We start from the raw sequence: 20,394 nt of genomic DNA on the forward strand, positions 1-20,394 counted from the left end.
GTTCAAAAACCCCGAAAAATAGGGGTTTTGAGCCAAGAGTTGTAGCACCTCGCTGTAGCACCTTCTGTAGCACTCATGCATCTCCCGGTGAGTGAGCGATAGGGTGTTGAAGACAGTAAGACCATATCCCATCTGCGACTCACCAGCTTGCTGCATTCGTCCGAATCGCTCATGCACGGCTCCAGTCCAAAATTGCTTCAGGCGCGCGTGGCTTGATCAGATTTAAGATGGGTATGCGTTTTGCCGAAGCGTCATTCACGTAGGCTGTGGCCGACAAAAACTTCCCTTTTGTGCCGTCCTGCGTTAGCTGCTCTGCACTAAAATCAGCCGCAGGTCAGGCCGCCATTTCGATGCCTTCAACTAACAAGCTCAAGACTTATCGGCGCTCAAACCTATCGTCCAAAAATCCAGCAAAATTGGGCGTGAGAAAGCTGAATCAGGCAATTAGAGAGCAAGCAGAACGAGAGCATGAAGTTGTTCAACTCACTGCGAGAGATGCTCAGATTCGCGCGAGTCTCATGGGCTCAGGGAGATACCCTCCTGACCCTTTGTCAGTATGGGCTGATTTTGAACAATACAGGGATTATACCAACCTGGGTGAGGAACATCTCAATCCTTGGAGAAACGTTGGTCAGTATCTCAAGCTTCATCTCCTACTTCGCGCGACTCTCATTTTCGGTGGCTACTCCTTCACCGCGAAAATCCGGCCAGACCTTGAAAGCAAATGGAGCGCTAATGGCTGCAACCCATCCGAACGAATTTTTAAACTCATCTCGAACGGTTTGGCAGAAGAAGGGCTGAGCAAGCTTCCACTGACATACGTCATCGAAGGAAAAGGGCGACGCGGATACGGCTCGGTCGGCTTACACATCCATGGCTTCGTCCAAACCGAGGATCCACATGTGGCAACGAGACTCAAGGTCATGTTCTCACGGAAGTTCGCTGATCATCCGAAAGGCCGTGCCGCTGCAGGATATGCAGCAAAGGCAGGTGACCCTGTGCAGTTCAAACCGATCTACGACGCAGGTGATCCCGCCAATAATACGGCTGGTCGGTGGGCCTCTTACATCACGAAGAACGTGCTCAGGCTGGATCAGCGTCTTCGGGACAAGCGAATCTTCGTCACGAAAGAAGGGACGGCATTGGCACGTGAGCTTTGGTCGTTCATGCGTGATGAGAGTTGACGAACGTGGTGGTCGAGAAGCTGGCAGGGATCACAATCTGAATCCAGACATGCCAGCGTTGGGTTTGCATGCCCCTTCCCACCGTTCCTTCATCACTCTATTGGAAATGGCGGAAAGAATTGGTCTGGGACAAACCCGCCAGTCGCAATCGCACGCCGGAGCGGCAGGTTTCGGTTGAAGCGAACGTTCGCGGTTGCAATGGAGTAGTCCATGGATGAGCATAGTTGGCTTGTCGCGGACTGGCGGCTCGTGGCGCGGACCGGTCGAACGCTGCCACCGATCGGTCCAGCTCTCAACCTTTAATCGAATGGCTGTCTTTTCAAATCGCCCCCCGGGGAGGGGCGGTCAGGAAAATCACGCAGTCTCGGAAGCAGTTGCGGCAGCGGAGAACGCAAATTGCGTTTCACACCCACCATGGGCGCACACCGGCTTGTTTAGTGGAAAAGGCCGCTGATATTTTGTCCGTCCGCAGCCGCTACAAGCAAATTGGCTACGGAACGCCATGAATTCGGCCCAGCGCGTCTTCTCGTCGCCGATCGACCCGTCACCATAGGGGCCTTCCTGAAAATGGCTCCCGAAGTTCTCGACCGTGCCATTAACGAGGCTGTTAATAAAGCGGTTGTTGACGCCGGGCACGTCCGCCGGCGCGAGGCCGATCCTCTTAAGAAATGCACCGATCGCAAGTGCCAATTCCGACCGCTCGTAGGAAAAAGCGCGCTCGAGCGCCCGGATGCGCACATCCACACCAAAGCCGCGCGCAAGACCGAGAAGCCATTCCTCCTCGGCCTGCCTCATCTCGTTTGCTGCAGACTCGCCTGCGTCCCAGCGCGCCTCGATCATTTCGTCCGTCACACGGTGGTCGGCAAACCGCGGACCATAGGCCGGGTCGAGACCGATGATCCGCGTGAAGCTCCAATTCTTTGCAGCGAGCTGGTCTTTAAGATAGTTGAAGAAGCGCTCGTCGTGGGTGACCAAAATGATCTGGAAGTCAGCGAACATCTTCGCGATCAGCGCACCGATCGCGCGGCGGTGGTCTGCATCGTAGGACGTGACGATATCATCGAGCGCAATCACCGGCGCGCCGATGTTGAAGCGCTTGATTGCCGCGAGCCGCAATGCCAGCGCAACCGAATGAATCTGTGAGTCACTAAGATATCCACCGGGTGGGACGCCGTTCCGATTCTCAGCAAAGTCGATGACCAGCTGCATCTTGTGCTGGGTCGTGTCCTCTTCGCCCGGCAATTCGAGCCTTATCGGTTTCGCTCCTGCGCCTTGAATTTCCTGATAGATCTCGTTCATCGGCACCTGGAGCAGGTCGAGCAGCGACTGCACCTTTGCGCGAATAGCATCCGAGATTTGTTTCGCCTGGGCAGTCAACGCTTCATGGAGCTTCCCAAGCTCTTGGGAGGTTCTCACCGCCAAGCCGATTTCCTCCTGTAGCTCGAGCAAGGAGTCGATCTTGGCTTTCGCCTTCACCCAAGTGTGGTCGCCCTGCTTGGCCTCGATATCCAAAATCTGCTGATCCAGGTCCGCGATCAGCGCGGCAATCTTTGGGATAACTTCAGCCGCGTCGGGAGCTTCGGCTGCCGGCCATCCGGCTATGCCAGCCTGATAGGCGATCAGCTGGGACTTGATCCCGGTTCCATCATCGTCAGCCAGGTGCTCAATAAGGGCGGGCAGTCGGACCAGCAATCGGTTGTGGGCAGTCGTCGCAGCCTTGTTGGCGTCATCAAGCGCAGTCTTCGCATCACCGTAGGTCTTCAAATCGTCGAGATGCTCGACGAGGAGATCCCGAATGCCGGTAACACTGCCGGCCTGCGTTTGATCGATCGGCGTCTCACATACCGGGCAAGCTTCGAGTGCGGTGCCATCATCCGCAAATAGCGCTTCAGCTTCCTTCCAAACTGCCCTGAACACCGTGCCGGATGCCTTGTCCCGCTCATCTACTTCCAAGGCCTTCGCATCGACCAGTTCCGCCAACGCCACGCCGAATGACGGGATCGCACCGGATACAACCGGATCGCCGTCATTTTCGGGCTTCGTCTCCAGCCAAAGGGCAGCGGCGGTCGCTCGCACCTGTTTCAAGCCAGCAAGCCCGATCCTGTTTTCCTCGGCCTCGACCCGCTTCTCAACTTCGGCGTAGGCGCTATCCGATGTAGCTAGGACCGCGAATGTCAGCGTGTCATCAAGCGGTGCGACCACCGCTGCGTTGATATGCGCCAGCACTGCCGCGTCGTCCCATTTCTGAAGGGCTTGGGCGGTCTGTTTACAGACTTCGCCATCCAACCGCGTCAGCTCGACCTGACTCTCGGAAGCTGCCTTCACGTCCTTGCGGAGCGCGCGCAGATTTTTCTGCACTTCGACGAGCGGCGTCAGTTGCAGCCATCCGGCGATGTCGGCGTAGCGGGTCTCGGGTTTATGGGTCTCGACGAATGTTCGCAGGGTGTAGCCGCGCACAATCGGAGAGACGACGAACGCCCTTTGCATGGCGACGGCTGTCGCATGAATAGGCCGGTCATTGCCGGCTGCGGCACGATGGCCCTCTGCGACCACTTTTTTGGTGACGGTGGCGAACTTCACGGTGGGCGCGATGCCTGCCGCCTGCGCACCGGTATGTCCGAGGGCAACTGGTCCCGCCTGATTGTTAAGCGAGCGCTGGCCGAGACGCTCTAGCGTGCCGTGCTCGGAGAACAGAAATTCAAGCGCATCGATCACGCTCGATTTGCCACTTCCGTTCGGCGCAAAAATCGCAAGGGACGGCTTCTTGCTGAAATCGAACGTCTTGGGCTGGAGATAGGCCCGGAAACCTTCAAGGGTCAGCGAATGAAATCGGGTGGGATCAGCCATTGGCGACCGCCTCTTCCTCTAGTGCAGCGCGTTTGGCGGCAAGCTCGACGATGGCAGCCTTGGCGTTGGCCACCGCATTGGCGTGCAGCCCCACGGTCAGGAGATTATCGGTGAGAATGCTGGCGAGATCCGCGTCAACACCCTGGGACCCTTTCAGCGTTTCCGCGAGCTTGGTGAGGAAGGTTTCCGGGGTCTCAACCTCTGGCGTCGTAACCTGCTCCACACCATCGGCGATTGCCTCTGCCAGTGCAACTTGTTGGTCATCCTCCGGCATCTTCCCCCCTTCATTGATCAGCTAGTTTTCTTAGGACCGCGCTGTAAGCCAAGGACCGGCATAACATGCGACGGGGCCAGGGTATCTAAGTAACTGCGGTGGGCGGCAGCTATAATGTTGTTGGCAACGCGCATGAAAGGATGGCAGCTTCTGGGCATCGGCTATTTGATACTGAATGGTCGAGATGAAGCGCATACCTGCTGGTCGGTAGCTGCCGGAAGCGGAACGCCGCATCATGTGATCGACTGCCTCTTCGGATCGCGCCTCTCATCGTAACCCATCTACAAGCTGTTCGACGAGAGCACCCTGCTTTGCTGGTTCAACGAACCGGCACAAAGTCTAGCACCGATCGGTGCGGCATCCAATCTACCGCACCGACCAGATAAGAAGACAGACTGTGGAGACCAGATAGACAAATCTGCTCATGGCTTCCAAACACTGGACGCGATCTAAGCGTCCTCGAGAGCATTGACCCCGTTCCACCAAAGCCGCAGTTCACCAAAATCCAGAAACCCTTCGGTGGCCAATATGTTGGTCAGTTCCTCGATTTCCTTGGCGTATGTGCATACGATGTCCCACGCCACCCTCCACAGCCTCTTGACTTCAGCAGTCGCACCGAAGATTTCCGAGCTCTGCGGCGGGTTGGACAGTTGCTCCTTCAACCATCTCGAAAGCTCTGCCAGTGGTTCGCGAGGGTCAAAAACTTCCGTTATCAGCAGGGACGCCAGTTTCTCACCCTCAGCAGCAATTCCTGGCCACATCTTCATCCGTGTCCGTCCAGATGCACGAAGAGCGGCAATCTCAGAAGCAAGGACGCAGACGGTATACCAGTCGTCCACATCCTCCTCGGACAGATTTCTCATGCACGAGGAGCAGGCGCAAATAGCAGCCCACGGAAGCCAGACATCGGAGTCATCGGGGACGTCTTCAATACTAACTTGCTGAACAACAACGCCGAAATGCAGTGTTGCGACGGCATTGGCTGCGGCACGTGCAGCCGGAAAAGATGTAGAATGGATGGTCTTGGCATTTAGCCTTCCAATAGGCTCCTTTAAGATGATGCGAGGAGCCGAACCCAATAACCACGTTTTCCTCTAAAACACTTTGGCTTTCGTTACAGAATCGCGTCCGCGTTTTCCTTGAGGCATCATCTTGAGCCAACCAGCTGAGAGAACAAAAAAGCAGATCCGGTGGCAACGAAACAAAGCGGCGCAACGCGCACGCCAGCGTGCTCAAAGACAGCCAGCAGAGCTGGCGCCCGACTTTCTTCATGCTTTAGATGTCGAACGTATGAAACGCGGCAGCTGGGATGCAATCCGTTGGGCATGGAACAGACCGGAGCTGAATTATTGGACTTCGAACGGCGGACCACATTGGCTGCGAAAATATGGGGGCATTGGCATGCTTTCGCGGCCAATATTTGGACAGCAATAGTCGAGCTTGAGGCGCAGCTCGGTCCTGGCAAAGCTACTCCGACGCGGATTTCTCGGCATTTGGCTATGAAAGGTTGGTTGGCGGGGTATACGGAAAACACCGCTCGGATACGTGTCAATCGCGCACGAGCCACCATCATAGCTCTGGAGCAAGCAGCTCGTAATGACCCGAATGCAGAGTTCTGGCTGCCATTCCATTTTAGCAATGACGATGCCGGCTCGAGTTGAACGAGACCAACACCACCTTGGCTATGACCCATGCGCTTGGCAAGACAGCCCACCTCGATTTCCCACCCGTTTCCATTGATCATTCAATTTATAACACTCGCATCAACAACGAAGCGAGTAACAGCATGAAACTTTTCAAGATTTCCGACATCAATCTCGTCGAGCCATTTACCGTGGTTGCAGAGTCACGAGACCGTGCCGCGGACTACTTCATCGCATGCCTCAATCGCGGCTTCGGGCACGTGCCGGTGATCGAATATGCCGTGACCCTGTGGAACCCCAAAAACATCGACGACCATAAAGGGTTGCGGGAAGTTCTCGGGCAGCCAGGAACAGTGTGGACTTGGGAGGGACGTGAGCGGTGGGAGTTCGCCAACCCCTATGACATCGACGTCCGCTAAATCGTGGGGTGATATCACGCTCGTAAGCGATGTCCTGAGCCCACCTTGCGCGGGTGATACGGAGCGCCGAGTGTCCGCGCCCTGATTGTCGAGGGGCTGGTGCTATGACGATGTCATGTGATGATGCTGGTAGCAGCGGTGTGCGGCGCTTCGAGGTTTTCACCGGCGCTGGAAAGCGGCGGGACTGGCCGCCGGAGGTGAAGGCCTCGATCGTTGCGGAGAGCTATTCCGGCAAGCAGAGCGTGAGCGCAGTGGCCCGTCGTCATGGCATGTCGGCATCCCAGCTCTTCACGTGGCGTCGTTTGCTCCGCAAGGAGATGGAGGGGCGCGGTATCGCGCTGCCTGCCCCGTCTCGCGAGACTCCCATGTTCGTTCCGGCGGTTCTCGAGGAGCAAGAGCCATCGCCTTCGATTGTGGCGAGCAAGCCGGCATCGCGGCGCAGGAGCGCCAGGGCTGGCGCGATCGAGGTCGAGGTAGCGGGTGCGCTGGTCAGGATCGGCAGCAGTGCCGATCCCGATACGATATCCGCTGTGATCACCGCCCTTCGAGCTTCGCGATGATCGGCCCAGCGCCTGGCGCCAAGGTGATGGTGGCGACGAAGCCCGTGGACTTCAGGAAGGGAGCGGACTCGCTCGCGGCGCTGGTGGCGGCCGAGTATGGCGGCAAGCCGTATTCCGGCGTGATCTATGTGTTCCGCGCCAAGCGCGCGGACCGGATCAAGCTCATCTGGTGGGACGGAACAGGCCTCTGCCTGATGGCCAAGAGGCTGGAGCAAGGCAGCTTCCGATGGCCCCGGATCCAGGAAGGCGTGATGCGCCTCACAGCCGCCCAACTGGGTGCTTTGCTGGAGGGGCTGGACTGGCGCCGCGTGCACGGCGGGCGCCGTCCTATCGCGCCCCGGATTGCCGCTTGACGGGGTAGGCGCAGACTGATTCAACCTACACATGCTGATGGAAGCGGACCTTCCCGATGACGTTGATGCGCTGCGCGCGCTCGTCCTCGAGCAGGCTCGCACACTGGCCGATCTCACCGATGCCAAGAGCAAGGCAGATGCTCGGATCGAGCGGCTGCAGGCGATCCTCGAGGCCTTCCAGCGGCATCGGTTCGGCCGCAAGTCCGAGCAGCTCGATCCCGATCAGTTCGAGCTTGCGCTTGAGGATATCGAGACGGCACTCGGCAGCGTGCATGCCGCAACTGATGCCGCGCTGCCCAAGGCCAGGGGCGAACGCCCCCGCAAGACCAACCGCGGATCGTTGCCCGCCCATCTTGAGCGGATCGAGCAGATCATCGATGTCGAGGAGAAGGCCTGCCCCTGCTGCGGCGGCGCGCTCCACCAGATCGGTGAGGATGTGGCCGAACGCCTCGATGTCGTTCCCACCACCTTCCGCGTGCTGGTCACCCGGCGCCCGCGCTATGGCTGCCGCTCGTGCGAGAGCACGGTCGTCCAGGCTCCGGCACCGGCACGGATCGTCGAAGGCGGCATCCCCACCGAAGCGCTGATCGCGCAGGTGCTCGTGTCCAAGTATGCCGATCACCTGCCGCTCTACCGTCAGGCGCAGATCTATGCCCGGCAGAGTATCCAGCTGGATCGCTCGACCCTTGCCGACTGGGTCGGAAGGGCGGCCTGGTATCTGCGTCCCTTGCGCGATCATATCCTCGAGAGACTGCGACGATCCGAGCGATTGTTCGCCGACGAGACCCCCGCGCCCGTGCTCGAGCCGGGGCGCAAGAAGACCAAGACCGGTCAGATCTGGGCCTATGCCTGCGATGATCGGCCATGGGGGGCAGTGATCCGCCGATGGTCGCCTATGTCTACGCCGGTGATCGCAAGACCGAGCGACCCGAAGCGCACCTGCACGGCTTTGCCGGCATCTTGCAGGTCGACGGCTATGGTGCCTATGCCGCGCTTGCCCGGCGTCATCAGCAGATCCGCCTCGCGTTCTGCTGGGCGCACGTGCGCCGCAAGTTCTACGAGCTGGCCGAGAGCTCGCCGGTAGCAGCCGACGTGCTGCGCCGCATTGCCTCGCTCTACGCTATCGAGGACGAGATCCGCGGCCTATCCGCTGACGAGCGCCGCGACGCCCGCGACCAGCGCAGCCGCCCGATCGTCGACGACCTCTACAGGTTCCTCGAAGCACGCGGCCGGCAGGTCAGCGCCAAGAGCCGCCTTGGAGAGGCGATCCGCTATACGCTGCCCCGCTGGGACGGGCTCATCCGCTTCCTCGATGATGGGCGCATCGATCTCGACAACAACGCCGTCGAGCGCGCCATCCGCCCGCTAGCTCTCAACCGCAAGAACGCCCTGTTCGCTGGCTCCGACGAGGGCGGCGACAACTGGGCGGTGATCGCCACGCTCATCGAGAACTGCAAGCTCACAGGCATCAACCCGCACACATGGCTGACCTCGACGCTCACCAGTCTCGCCAATGGCCACCCCGCATCGCGGATCGACGAGCTCCTGCCGCACGCCCACGTGGGCTGAAAACAGCGCTTACTCACGCTCGGTGCCCCAGGATCGAGAAGTCCTAGAGCGCCGAGCTTTCATTGAACGGGGTGCCGCCGATCCGCCGGTGCTGGATTCCGTCGGTTATACCGAGGCGTTAGGAGGTGCCGCTGCCGAAGCGAGGCATTCGGACGACATGTCAGCGCCGGGAAGTCTTCTCCGCGAGAACGCCGAAACGCCTAAGCCTCAGCCCTCCGACGCCGGCATGAATAGAACCGGCGCCTCGGTTTCCTCCTGCGCACTGCGCAACCAGTCACGGGGCGAGATGCCCTGTGCTTCGATCGCGAGAAGCGGTGCCGGCCGGGTTGCGAGTGCCGCTTCTCGGTCGCGCAATTTGCGCGCAACGGGTCGGGCTCTTTCGCTGGCACTGGTAAGCTCGAGCGACCAAGCCTGACTGCCCGGCTCGACCGCTTTGGCCTCAACCTCTTGTCGGGCGAGATCGGCGAGGCCGAGTCGTCCTGTAAGATTCTGTAGCGTGCGCGATGCATCGCGAGCTGCTTCGCTGCTCGCCGCAGTTTCATTGCAGGCCGCGAGAGCAGAGAAGCGCAGACCCGACGCAAGCGCGAAAGCGTCCAGCATCGGATCCGCCGGCGCGTATCCATCCGGGCCCGCAAGCAGATATTCGGCGCGTCCAGCAAACCTGTTTTGAAGCCGGTGCGCCTCGCGAGCCACGTCGTGCCACTGACGCTCGGCGCGACCCGCATCGGTCAACAACCAAGCCTCGTCCATCTGCTCGGCGATCGTTTTTAGAGCGGAGAAATCAGTCTCGATGATGTCACGGCGGACCTCCTCGATCTGCGCACTCACTGCGTGAATCAAATTGGCCACGTCATCGACGGCACGCCTAACCCCATCGATCTTGGCTGATACCATGGCGAAGCCGGCCATCGACACACCGATACCAGCTGCTCCGAGGGCCAAATTGGCAATACCCATGTCATTCAGCACGTCCACGCCGCTGCGGAGATGATCAATGCCGCCCGACATGGGCTCGAGCTTGTCTTCAATGCGGGCGATGCCGCCTTCCACTCGCCCTAAGCTTGCCTCTACTCGATTGGAGCTCTGTCCTAGCGCCGCTACGGCATCTTCGATCCGGTGTGCGGTCCGGCTGGTGTCGAATGTTTTTTGCACCGCGGTTACGCCGAGATAGGCGGCGGCGACGGGCGCCGTTGCAGGATTTGCCAAGGCGACGAGCGCCGCCATGGCGCGCGTCTCCTGCATGTAGCCGACAACCTTCCCCGTGGACATGTCTCGGAGCATTGATCCGAACGGCCCGACCTTCCCGGTCTGAATGAACGTGATCACTTCCTTGGACGCGTGCTTAAGCGCGTATCGCCCGGCCGTCTGTATAATGCTCATTGAATACTTGCCCTTGCTTCACCGCAGACGCTATCGATCAGATCGGTCACTTGCGCGAGAACCGGTCGAGGGTCTCCAGCGCTGCCCATCCATCTCGTGCCGATCCGAACAGCAGCCGCAGAACGCAGGCGCTCATACAGGCCGGCACGCGTCTGCAAAGTTCGCTCAGCGGCGACCCCTGCTTCCCAAACAGCATTTGCCGCCATTTCCCCGAGCTCGCTGACCTTCCGGACAAGCGTGAGATTCCCTAGTGACCAACTGCTCGAGGTAGAGGCTTCGGATTGGGAGACTTCGGCCGTCGAACCATCCGACGAACCCGAACCGCCGACAAGATCGCGGTTCACGTGCGCCTGATCCTCGCTTACGGCAGCAATTGGAAAATCAAATCCCGTGCTTGCTGAGAGCGCGTTGCCATAGGGCTCGAAGGTCGGCGAAATGGCCGCGAGCTCGCGGCCAGCGGATTGCAACAGGCGCTCCAGTGCGCTCGGCACAGCCTCACACATCAAAGCATCGATGCGGTGATCCGCAAAATTTGCCGGGTCCCATACGCTGTCTTTGAGGCTTGCCTGATCAAGGCTGGACTCGAACCTGCTGCGCGCTTCGTCGGCAAGGTTGTTAAGCAGGTGGTAGGCAGCCAGAACTTGGCGGTCACGCCACTCAGCAAGTGCTTGCCGCTCTAGTGCAGCTTGCCAGTCAAGCATCGCGCTGGAATCCCCCACTAATCTTCCGTGCTCGGGGAATGGACGGAGAAACGGGTGCTGTCCACCACGAAGAAGCCAACGGACCGAAAACGATGTAGAGCTGGTGCGAGCGTTCAGTCCTGAGGTGCATCGAATGACCGTCATTGCCTGGATCATTGCCGGACTTCTGATGATCATTCTGGGCCGAGCTCTGGCTCCGTTGATCGCTGCCCTTGTGCTTATAGCCATCAAAGTGACCTGCGCCGCCGCATTAGGAGTCGGGACGGCCCTTGCCGTGAGTTACGCCGCAAACCAAGCGGGGTATCCAGCGCCGGAGATTGCCGGTGCAGCGGCGGGGTTGCTGCTGTTTCTGACGGTGGCGAACGCACTCTTGCACCAAACTGGTGCGGTAAAGGACCACCCCTCCCCGACGACATCAAGTTGCGCCGCTAATGACCCGCGACAGCCAGAACTCGCTGACGAAGGCGATCGGCCATTGGAATCCGATCCTGTCGTCCAAGCGGCATGGGCAAAAGCGGAACAGCTGGTCGGCGCAAACAGAGAGCTTAACTCGGCCCGCAGAAGCTGTGCAGCGTTGCTCCGGCTCGCAAACGAAGATGAACTCGACGTCCGGCTGATAGATCTGGCCGCAATGGTTACCCGCAATGTTCCAGCTTTGGTGGCCGAAGTCAGTGCGCTCTGGATCGATGGAACTCCGCAGGAGCGGCGAAACCTTGCCGAAGGATTGTCCAACGATCTGGTAAGTTTGGGCGAGGCATCGGCAAAAGAGGTCGAACGACGTCGATCTGAAAGAAAATCGAGGCTTACTGCATTGCGGGCACACGTCGCAGCTCGGATCGGGGACGAGAATGAAGGTGGTTAGGCTCTGGACCCGCCTTGGGTCTCATCAGTCCGGCTTCGGCAAAAATCCTCGGCCTGCTGTGTTGCCAGATTCAGAACGCGGGACCAAGCTAGGCGGGAAAACGCGCCAGATGCCATCTTCGCAACAGTGGGCAATGCCGGACTTGCCTGCAAACATTTCATCTCGGAGCGTGATCTTATTTCCGTGCAAAAGCCACGCTGAGATTTCGACGGCTGCCCCAAACTGGGCGTCCCACCCGTTGAGGTGGCGACTGTAGGCGTGGAGCAGTTTCGTCGCCTGTGACGTGACCCCCTGATTTTCCTCCAAGCTTGATTAGAGTCCGGCCATTGGAAGGACGGACAGATGAAGCGAACGAGGTTCACGGAAGAGCAGATCATTGGCGTGCTGAAGGAAGCGGAGGCGGGTGCGAAGACCGCTGACCTGGCCCGGCGGCACGGTGTGTCGGAAGCGACGATCTACAACTGGAAGGCCAAGTATGGCGGCCTGGAGGTGTCGGACGCGAAGCGGCTGAGGGCGCTCGAGGACGAGAACGCCAAGCTGAAGCGGCTGCTGGCCGAGGCCATGCTGGACAACGCTGGCCTGAAGGATCTTCTCGCAAAAAATTGGTGACGCCCGCTGCCAAGCGAGAGGCGGTCGCACGTCTCCAGGCATTCCTGGGGATGAGTGAGCGGCGGGCGTGTCGTGTGATAGGCGCTGACCGGAAGAGCATGCGCTACGCCTGGCGCGATGCCGGTCTGTTTGAAGCCATCAACACCGTGCTGGTTATGAACTTGCGGGGAATCGAAGGACGCGAAGCCTCGCCGAGTGCTGGAGTGATCGATAGCCAGTCGGTGAAGACCACTGAAAGTGGCGGAATTACGGGCTTTGACGCTGGCAAGAAGGTCAAAGGCCGCAAGCGGCACATCCTGACAGACACCTGCGGCTTCCTGATCTTGATTCTCGTCCACACCGCCGACATTCAGGATCGCGACGGTGCTGTCGATGTGCTGGCCGCTGTTCGCACGCGGTTCCCCTGGCTGCGCCATGTGTTCGCTGATGGCGGCTATGCCGGCGACAAACTACGATCCGCTCTCGTCGGCATGGGCAGGTGGACAATCCAGATCATCAAGCGTTCCGACAAAGCCAAGGGCTTCGAGGTGCTACCACGCCGATGGGTTGTAGAGCGAACCTTCGCATGGCTTGGCCGCTGCCGACGCCTTGCCAAGGACTGGGAAAAGTCCATCGCGTCTTCAACCGCATGGGCACTCATAGCTTCAATCCGAATGCTCACGCGCCGAACCGCAAGATATTGCTGGAATTGAGAAACTTCTGAATCAGGCACTAAGGGGTGAAGCGCACGGTCAAAGTGTCGCGACGTTCGGTGGACGCATTGGACCGCTCGGCAGAAACTCGCAGTGCGTCGACCGTTGCTCGCGTCCGAGGTGCCATTTTCAGTCTTCTTGACAAAAAAATGCCCGTTACGCTTGCAACGATCCATCGGGAGACGCAACTCCTCGATCCTGCGGCCAAGCCTGTTGCAACGTCCACGATCTTGCGCAACCCGGAAACCATAGTGCTCTATCATGCTCATGCCACGGAAAGGCCCAGAAGCAGGATCGTCATAGCGGATCGGGCTTTGGTCAGGATGTTACGGCACACCAAGCGCGACCTCGTTTGCGCTCTGAACGATGCGCACGAGCAACTGATCGATCGCGACGAGCAGCTCGCCGAGCTTGCCGCCGCCAACTTGGGATTGCGCCAAAACCAAGATCAGCATTGATGAAGGGGCCGGCTCGCCGCTGTGAGCCGGCCCCTTCCAGTTTGACGCGGACGCGGTTCAGATAGCGGGCTGTTTGAGTAGCCCCTAGATTTCTGGACACCTTCAATCCTAATCTTGATGACAGGAGGCGACGATGGTCGGAACGAGCGGCGCTGCCACTGCAACATTGTGATCAAAATGCAGGATAGCGATCAACGTCACTAGCCTTGGGCAGCGCTAGAGTTTATCTTGGTTCAGGATTTTCCGACGGCGATATTTCGATTGCCCAAGAAAGTTAGATGTGAGTTTTCTGGGAAAACCTCAGACCGAACGATGCGGGGTAGCATCAGATAGAGTTCTTCGGACTGGCAGTTCGGATCATGGCGCTATAAGTCACTGCAGAGTCATATGCTTTGCTGATTTTGCGGTCTAACTATCCCTCCAATTCATGTTTCGTCCAATCAATGGCATTGATTTGTTCAATAAATGGGATTTTTGCTAGCTCTAAGCTCATATCCAAAACAAGGAGAAAAGAGTGCACACCGTTTTATGGATTTTGGGCGTGATACTGTCCACTTTTGTATTATTGCTCATTTATGGTCATTTCTTTCCACCAACACCAGAGCAGTTGGCGGAGCAAGAGCGACTGAAGGTATTGAAACAGGCACAAAAGCAAATTGCGTCGGAGAGATCGGAAAGGAGAAGGCGGAGAAGAAATGCCCCTGCAAGAAAGGCGGCTCGTCAGCTCGCCTCAGACGAAATTTTCCACGGACCGATCAACCCTGCTTTGATCTGTCCTCACTGCGCAACTAAGGGCAAAGTTCACACGCAATCTGTGTCTAAGAAGCAGGGAATCAGCGGGGCAAAAGCCACAGGTGCATTGCTGACCGGAGGTGTTTCTTTGCTCGCTACGGGCCTTTCCGCCAAAGAAAAAAAGACAAAGGCTCTTTGCGGTCATTGTCGATCTGAATGGATATTTTAAGTAAATCTCTAGAAGTCGTCAAAAAAGGGCAAGGCGATAGTCGGATTGAGACTATGTGGATGAAGCCAATCCAGTGGACTTTTAAAGGTTTTTTGCCGGTTACCCATCTCAATAAGCCACCTTGACTTCGAATGCGAGCGGACTGATGCTGCCCAGATTTGAGTGCCGGCTCCGGGTATTTTATAGTCTGTTAATAGACTGGAAGATGGAGATCTCTGCCTGACGCCGGGTTAGCGTTGAGACCCAATCACGCCCAGAAGGCCACGGCGGCAGCGAGGCTTACGGCTGACAGGAAGTTTCTGGCGAGCTTGTCGTAGCGGGTTGCGATACGGCGGGAATCCTTGAGGCGGCAGAACATGGCCTCGCCCCGCCAACGGTTTTTGGATCGACGTGCGTCATACTGGATCGGGCACTTACGGTTGCGTCGACCGGGGATCACGGGGATTGTGCCCTGCTCGCGCAAGGCAGCCCAGTTGCGGTTGGCGTCGTAGCCCCGGTCGGCAATCACCCGTTCCATTCCGACGGTTTTGCCGATCAGTAGGTCAGCCCCTTTCACATCCGACGTGTTGCCAGGCGTCAGGACGAAGCGGAGTGGTCGCCCGAGGACATCGACGAGCGCGTTGATCTTCGTTGTCCTGCCGCCACACGAAATGCCAATGGCATTGGCCCGCCCCCCCTTTTTGCACCACCGGCGCTGCGGTGGACTTTGATGTAGCTGCTGTCGCTCTGGCCGGTCTCCGCGATCCAGCCTTCCTCGGTCAGCGCCGCCAGGATACGGAGCCAGATGCTTGGGCGGCACCACCGGCTCCAGCGATTGTAGACCGTCGTCGAAGGGCCGTAATAGTCGAGCACAAGGCACAGGTCATTCCTGTAAAAGCTACACCTACGCAGATTTCTCGGCATTTGGCTCTGAAAGGTTGGTTGGCGGGATATACGGAAACGACCGCTCGTATCCGTGTTAATTGTGCACGAGCCACCATCATAGCCCTGGAGCAAGCAGCTCGTAATGACCCGAATGCAGAGTTCTGGTTACCATTCCATTGTAGCAATGACGACTTGGGCTCGAATTTAACAAGACCGACACCACCGTGGCTACAATCCATGCGTTTGGGAAATCAGCCAATATCGATTTCCCACCCGCTTCCATTGATCATTCATTTTATAACAATCGCATCAACAACGAAGCGAGTAATAGCATGAAACTCTTCACGATTTCCGACATCAATCTCGTCGAGCCATTTACCGCGGTTGCAGAGTCGCGAGACCGTGCCGCGGACTACTTCATCGCATGCCTCAATCGCGGCTTCGGGCATGTGCCAGTCATTGAGTATGCCGTTACGAGATGGAACCCGAAGGATTTTGATCAGCACAAGGGGTTGTGCGAAATCCTAGACAACCAGCAGAAAGGCTGGGCTTGGGAGGGACAAGGTCGATGGGAGTTCAACGACCCCTTTGGTATCGACGTCCGCAAAATCATCAGATGAGTCAAAGCTCGGCTGGTGTGGACCGACAAGTCCTAGCCGGCCGCTCAGCTTAGCATCCGGGTGCTGCCTATACGCCGGGGCAAAATTTCTGAGGTATACCGAGGATTGAGACCACCAATGCAATGTCCTTGCCACCATTACGGCCAGTTCAAGCGGTGGACGAGTCAGTCATGGGCATCAGATTTTAGGCTAAGCTGGACTGCAGAGTTGAAACCATTTTCGGAGAAAACTTGCAAGATGTGCGGCAAGTCACCGACAGGGGAGGCAACGCGTTGTCGACTCATTACGATCACGTCTTAAGCGGGTAGAAGGTAATCTTTGATGCGCAAGCTCACGAAAAAGAACCATGGCTTCACATGACGTATAGTTCGTTACATGCTCATTATCAGGCTCACCGGCTGACTACTGCGGGAGCCGACGAAGATGCGTTTTCCAGGTCGCTGTCCTCGGCCCGGGTCGAGATGAACCCACACCAAGTTGATGCTGCGCTCTTTGCTTTGCAGTCACCATTTTCGAAAGGTGTTCTGCTTGCCGATGAGGTGGGCTTGGGCAAGACCATTGAAGCTGGCTTGGTGATCTCACAGCGCTGGGCTGAGCATCGGCGCAGGATACTTTTGATTGTGCCAGCTTCACTGCGCAAACAGTGGAGCCTTGAGCTCTATGAAAAGTTCGGCATTCGCAGTGAAATTCTCGAAAGCAAAACCTACAACGATCTCGTCAAGGGCGGTCGCAGAAGACCGTTCGAAGATGACGGCCTTGTGAAGATCGTATCTTACGAATTTGCTGCCCGAAAGGCCGACGATCTTCGGAGAGCAAGATGGGACCTCGTCATCTGTGACGAGGCCCATCGGATGCGGAACGTCTGGAGCAAGGCGGGGGCCAAAGGCGCAAAAGCAATCAAGGAAGCTCTATCCGACAGCTTCAAAATTCTACTGACGGCCACACCCCTGCAGAACTCCCTGATGGAGCTTTATGGTTTGGTTTCCATCATTGATGAAACACACTTTGGCGGCACAAATGCCTTCAAGGCGCAATTCACGGGAGCCAATGCTACACCTGCCGCACAGCAGATCCTGCGTGAGCGCCTGCAGTCTATCTGTCACCGAACGCTGCGCCGACAGGTGCAAGAGGCCGGGCACATCAATTTCCGGCAGCGTCATGCCACGACGTTCACATTTGAGCCGTTCGACACCGAGGCCGAACTTTACGAGATGCTGTCCGAGTATCTGCAGGATGCCACAACAATAGCCTACGGTGGACGCATCAATCATCTGGTCGTTCTCCAAGCTCGTAAACAGCTTGGTTCATCGACGTTCGCAGTAGCGCAATATCTGACGACATTGCTCGACCGCCTCCGGGCCAAGGAGCGGGCCTCGGCGGACATGACCGACGACTTCGAAGACACCTTCTCCGAGGAATTCGAAAACGTCGAGCCTGACGACGGTGACGATGAGGAACGGATCGACCCTGTCCAGCTCGCTAACGAGATCGAATATGTCGAACAGATGCGAGATCTCGCGTTGTCGATCGGCGCAAATGCCAAGGGGGAGAAACTCGTTCAGAACCTGCCGCTGGTGCTTGACGAGATCCAAGCCAAAGGCGGCAAGCGGAAAGCAGTGATCTTCACCGAGAGCGTTCGCACGCAACGGTATCTCCATGGGCTCCTGTCCGACAACGGTTACGATGGTCAGATAGTGCTCCTGAACGGAAGCAATGCGGATCCCGAAAGCCGCGCGATCTACCAGGCATGGCGGGACGAGCATGCCGGCACCGACCGGGTATCCGGTTCCAGAACGGCCGATATGAAGGCTGCCTTGGTCGATGCCTTCCGCAGTGATGACAAGACGATCCTTATCGCCACCGAAAGCGGCGCTGAGGGCATAAACCTGCAATTCTGCTCCCTGCTGGTCAATTTCGACCTGCCTTGGAACCCCCAGCGCGTTGAACAGCGCATTGGTCGCTGTCACCGTTACGGTCAGCTTGTCGACGTCACAGTAGTCAACATGCTGAACCTCAAGAACCGCACCGAAGAGCGCATTCTCGAGCTGCTCCAGAACAAGCTGCACCTGTTCGAGGGGTTTTCGGTGCGTCTGACGATGTGCTTGGCATTCTCGCCGATGGCATCGACTTCGAGCGCGAGGTTCTCGACATCGTGCAGCGCTGTCGCAGCGCGGAAGAAGCGGACCGGGAGTTCGACGAACTCACCGCGAAGATCCAAGGAAGCATCGACGAGGCAATCCAGGATGCACGAGCCAAGGTGCTCGAGAACATGGACGCTGTCGTCGTGCAGAAGCTTCAGCGGCGCGGCGAAGCGATTGCGAACATCATACCCGAGCTTGAACGGCGCCTGCTCATAGTCGCCAAAGGGACGCTTTCTGACGCACGTTTTGCCACCGAGGACGCAACTGTGTTCGAGCATGCCGGCAAGCGCTGGTCGACCCAGTGGAAGGAGGCCGACGAACATGACTGGCAATTCTTCCGCATCAGTGACGGGCTTGGGGCCGAGCTGATCGAACAGGCCAGGACGAAGTCATTTGCTGGCACCCCTATCGCGATGACCTTCGATCCTGCAGCCTATCCCTACACAGGCCGTCTGGGCGGTGTCTTCAATCTTGACGGGCAGAGTGGATGGCTACGGGTCATTCGGGCGCGAATGCCGGTTAAGGGGCACCGAAGGAAGAGATCATCGTCGTCGCAATTGCCGACGACGGCACAGTCATCCCATCGGGGGTCGCAGATGGACTCTTCTTCGCTCCCGCCGTCGAGGAGGGCGAAGCGACCAATGCGGCTCCCGAGGAACGGCTTGGCCAAGAAGTAGCCGAGGCATTCGGACAATTCTCGCATCGCCAGAAGACCGAGAACTTCAATTGGCTGCTGGCCGAAGAGGATCGCCTCAATCGCTATGCCAAGGACCAGCAAATCGAGATCCAGGCCAAGCTTGCCGATCTCGACGAAGAGATACGCGATCTGAACAAGGCAAAGCTCTCCCCTCTGCTGTCGATGCAGGATCGCATGAAGGTCCTGCGCGAAACATCGGCCAAACAGGAAGAGCGCGACGATCTCTTCATGCGTCAGCATGAAATCATGAAAGCCGCTCGCAAGGACGTGAACGAGCGGCTCGACGAGATGGCCGCGCTGCTGAATTGCGAGCCCGAGATGGATGTCCTCTTCACCGTCCGCTGGACCGTGCGCAACGGCGCAACCACAAGCGACATGGCGGAGGCTGCCTGACACTATGTTCCCCGAGTTCGGACAGGCCCCTCTCTGCCTCGAATTCGATCTAAGGACCTACGAAGGTCCCTATTACCACGTCGCCAGTTTCCGCGGCCGTGAGGGTTGGCTCATGGCAGCGCGCGGCACCATTCAGAACGAGCATCACCTACTCTCGGCGAAGCTCATCGTGGCGTGTGACGAGAACGAGAACATAATCCTGCCCTTCAAAGCGGAAACGCTCGCACGTTGTGGGTGGAAGAACCTGACCGAAAGCGCAATCGAGCCACCCGAACTTCTCGATGACCTTATGTGCGAGCGGGAAGGCGATCTCTATGCCCGATTTCAGCGCATGATGAACCGTGATCTCGCTGGTATGGAGGAGCAGGCGCAGCGGCAGATCGAAGCCATCGACGCGCGATTGAGAGCCTCGGATCGTCGGCTTGATCGCGAATTGTCGGAACTTCGCCGCCGCCGTCTGATGTGTGAATCTCCTGAGGAGCGGCTGGCCCTTTCAAATCTCATGACCGACATTGAGACTGATCATGAGTTGGCGACAGCAAACTTGCTGGCCGAGCGCGCACTTCAACGTCGCAGAGCTGATGCTGCCGAGGAAATGTTGTGGGAGGACACTGACGCCCTGATCGAAGTCGAGCCGTTGTTTACCATCAATTGGCGCGCGCGCCATGCTAGCAGCCAGATCCAAAATCTGTGGATCCATGGTGGGGCATCAGTCTCAAACAAAAGCACGCAGGCGATATCCGCAAGCTTGCGGAGCAGCGCGTCAAGCGTGAACATGAAGCGCAACGTGCCCGTGAGGAAAAGCCAGCGGAACCAGTGGTAGCAAAAGCCCGCGATCTCCCCAAGAAGGCACGAGCTGCGGGCAAAGACAGATCGATCAATGCTGACAAACTTCCGGCGCGCGCGGACCCGGTGAAGGTCCAAGCGATCATGACGGGATTGGCTCAGACGCCTTCGAAAAGCGCACGTAAGGCTGCCGCTGAGCAAGACGCTCTTAAGCAACTGCCAAAATCAACGGCGCCAGTATTCGGTCAGGATTTCCTGACCAAGCTGAAGGAGCGCAAGCCGACCTCGGACAATGTGACGGTTGTCAACGAGCTACAGCCAGAAAAGACCGCGCCGGAGATTCCTCCGACTTCCCCAACCAAACCGCCCTTCCCCAAGCTC

The 20,394-nt window shown here is 58.0% G+C and carries 19 protein-coding genes and 2 pseudogenes; 14 read left to right on the forward strand and 7 right to left on the reverse strand.

Translation table 11 applies throughout. The features are described 5' to 3' along the window. Positions 1 to 266: 266 nt before the first annotated feature. Positions 267 to 1,184 (forward strand): hypothetical protein, encoded by a 918-nt coding sequence (locus C7W88_RS01680; RefSeq protein WP_162895854.1) that lies wholly within the window; start codon positions 267 to 269, stop codon positions 1,182 to 1,184. A gap of 354 nt (positions 1,185 to 1,538) precedes the next feature. Here C7W88_RS01680 and C7W88_RS01685 read toward each other — a convergent pair whose 3' ends face one another. From C7W88_RS01685 to C7W88_RS01695, 3 genes are all read right to left on the reverse strand, one after another. After that, positions 1,539 to 4,031: an AAA family ATPase gene (locus C7W88_RS01685; protein ID WP_118072275.1), complete on the reverse strand. Its 2,493-nt coding sequence runs from the start codon at positions 4,029 to 4,031 to the stop codon at positions 1,539 to 1,541. After that, a complete protein-coding gene (locus C7W88_RS01690) occupies positions 4,024 to 4,305 on the reverse strand; it encodes a hypothetical protein (RefSeq protein WP_118072276.1) in 282 nt (93 codons plus the stop codon). The genes C7W88_RS01685 and C7W88_RS01690 overlap by 8 nt, the downstream gene beginning before the upstream one ends. 449 nt (positions 4,306 to 4,754) lie before the next feature. After that, the gene (locus tag C7W88_RS01695) at positions 4,755 to 5,384 is read right to left on the reverse strand and encodes a hypothetical protein (RefSeq protein WP_162895855.1); all 630 of its coding nucleotides are present in this window, start codon (positions 5,382 to 5,384) and stop codon (positions 4,755 to 4,757) included. Between the two features lie 246 nt (positions 5,385 to 5,630). Here C7W88_RS01695 and C7W88_RS22445 point away from each other — a divergent pair, with 246 nt between their 5' ends. From C7W88_RS22445 to C7W88_RS01715, 5 genes and pseudogenes are all read left to right on the forward strand, one after another. Further along, a complete protein-coding gene (locus C7W88_RS22445; RefSeq protein WP_162895856.1) occupies positions 5,631 to 5,966 on the forward strand; it encodes a hypothetical protein in 336 nt (111 codons plus the stop codon). Then, positions 5,963 to 6,367 (forward strand): hypothetical protein, encoded by a 405-nt coding sequence (locus tag C7W88_RS01700; RefSeq protein ID WP_118072278.1) that lies wholly within the window; start codon positions 5,963 to 5,965, stop codon positions 6,365 to 6,367. Before C7W88_RS22445 ends, C7W88_RS01700 begins: the two co-directional genes overlap by 4 nt. A gap of 104 nt (positions 6,368 to 6,471) precedes the next feature. After that, positions 6,472 to 6,927 (forward strand): transposase, encoded by a 456-nt coding sequence (locus C7W88_RS01705; RefSeq protein WP_084281529.1) that lies wholly within the window; start codon positions 6,472 to 6,474, stop codon positions 6,925 to 6,927. Between the two features lie 26 nt (positions 6,928 to 6,953). After that, the gene (tnpB, locus tag C7W88_RS01710; protein ID WP_205525234.1) at positions 6,954 to 7,280 is read left to right on the forward strand and encodes an IS66 family insertion sequence element accessory protein TnpB; all 327 of its coding nucleotides are present in this window, start codon (positions 6,954 to 6,956) and stop codon (positions 7,278 to 7,280) included. Between the two features lie 31 nt (positions 7,281 to 7,311). Then, positions 7,312 to 8,849 (forward strand): annotated as a pseudogene (locus C7W88_RS01715) (IS66 family transposase). 207 nt (positions 8,850 to 9,056) lie between these two features. Here the strand turns inward: C7W88_RS01715 and C7W88_RS01720 are convergent. Both C7W88_RS01720 and C7W88_RS01725 read right to left on the reverse strand, forming a co-directional pair. Beyond that, positions 9,057 to 10,229 (reverse strand): hypothetical protein, encoded by a 1,173-nt coding sequence (locus C7W88_RS01720; protein ID WP_118072279.1) that lies wholly within the window; start codon positions 10,227 to 10,229, stop codon positions 9,057 to 9,059. Next, complete coding sequence (locus tag C7W88_RS01725) at positions 10,226 to 10,930, reverse strand: hypothetical protein (protein ID WP_118072280.1); 705 nt, start codon at positions 10,928 to 10,930, stop codon at positions 10,226 to 10,228. Before C7W88_RS01725 ends, C7W88_RS01720 begins: the two co-directional genes overlap by 4 nt. Before the next feature lie 133 nt (positions 10,931 to 11,063). Between C7W88_RS01725 and C7W88_RS01730 the strand changes: the two genes are divergently transcribed. The 4 genes and pseudogenes from C7W88_RS01730 to C7W88_RS22460 all read left to right on the forward strand — a co-directional run bounded on the left by C7W88_RS01730 (position 11,064) and on the right by C7W88_RS22460 (position 14,512). Next, on the forward strand, positions 11,064 to 11,792 hold the full coding sequence (locus C7W88_RS01730) for a hypothetical protein (RefSeq protein WP_118072281.1): 729 nt from the start codon (positions 11,064 to 11,066) through the stop codon (positions 11,790 to 11,792). Between the two features lie 342 nt (positions 11,793 to 12,134). Next, positions 12,135 to 13,093 (forward strand): annotated as a pseudogene (locus C7W88_RS24570) (IS5 family transposase). A gap of 26 nt (positions 13,094 to 13,119) precedes the next feature. Continuing rightward, the gene (locus C7W88_RS22455; RefSeq protein WP_162895857.1) at positions 13,120 to 13,551 is read left to right on the forward strand and encodes a hypothetical protein; all 432 of its coding nucleotides are present in this window, start codon (positions 13,120 to 13,122) and stop codon (positions 13,549 to 13,551) included. Between the two features lie 541 nt (positions 13,552 to 14,092). Further along, on the forward strand, positions 14,093 to 14,512 hold the full coding sequence (locus C7W88_RS22460; protein WP_162895858.1) for a hypothetical protein: 420 nt from the start codon (positions 14,093 to 14,095) through the stop codon (positions 14,510 to 14,512). Positions 14,513 to 14,759: 247 nt separating this feature from the next. Here C7W88_RS22460 and C7W88_RS01740 read toward each other — a convergent pair whose 3' ends face one another. Further along, positions 14,760 to 15,371, reverse strand: a complete 612-nt coding sequence (locus tag C7W88_RS01740) for an IS5 family transposase (protein ID WP_118072282.1) — start codon at positions 15,369 to 15,371, stop codon at positions 14,760 to 14,762. Positions 15,372 to 15,600: 229 nt separating this feature from the next. On the opposite strand from C7W88_RS01740, the gene C7W88_RS01745 reads away from it, so the two are divergent. After that, positions 15,601 to 15,996 carry a hypothetical protein gene (locus C7W88_RS01745; RefSeq protein ID WP_162895860.1) on the forward strand — a complete coding sequence of 132 codons (396 nt, stop codon included), beginning with the start codon at positions 15,601 to 15,603 and terminating at the stop codon, positions 15,994 to 15,996. A 356-nt stretch (positions 15,997 to 16,352) separates the two neighbouring features. Beyond that, positions 16,353 to 18,353, forward strand: a complete 2,001-nt coding sequence (locus C7W88_RS01750; RefSeq protein ID WP_240344759.1) for an SNF2-related protein — start codon at positions 16,353 to 16,355, stop codon at positions 18,351 to 18,353. 223 nt (positions 18,354 to 18,576) lie between these two features. On the opposite strand, the gene C7W88_RS23280 is transcribed toward C7W88_RS01750, so the two are convergent. Further along, positions 18,577 to 19,074, reverse strand: a complete 498-nt coding sequence (locus C7W88_RS23280) for a hypothetical protein (protein WP_240344760.1) — start codon at positions 19,072 to 19,074, stop codon at positions 18,577 to 18,579. Here C7W88_RS23280 and C7W88_RS23285 point away from each other — a divergent pair. Next, a complete protein-coding gene (locus C7W88_RS23285) occupies positions 19,063 to 19,227 on the forward strand; it encodes a hypothetical protein (protein WP_240344761.1) in 165 nt (54 codons plus the stop codon). The genes C7W88_RS23280 and C7W88_RS23285 overlap by 12 nt on opposite strands. A 112-nt stretch (positions 19,228 to 19,339) precedes the next feature. After that, entirely contained in the window at positions 19,340 to 20,050 is a 711-nt protein-coding gene (locus C7W88_RS23290; RefSeq protein ID WP_240344762.1) for a hypothetical protein, read from the forward strand. The last annotated feature ends 344 nt before the right edge of the window (positions 20,051 to 20,394 follow it).

Origin of the sequence: Novosphingobium sp. THN1, from assembly GCF_003454795.1 — a bacterium.
Lineage (GTDB): Bacteria > Pseudomonadota > Alphaproteobacteria > Sphingomonadales > Sphingomonadaceae > Novosphingobium.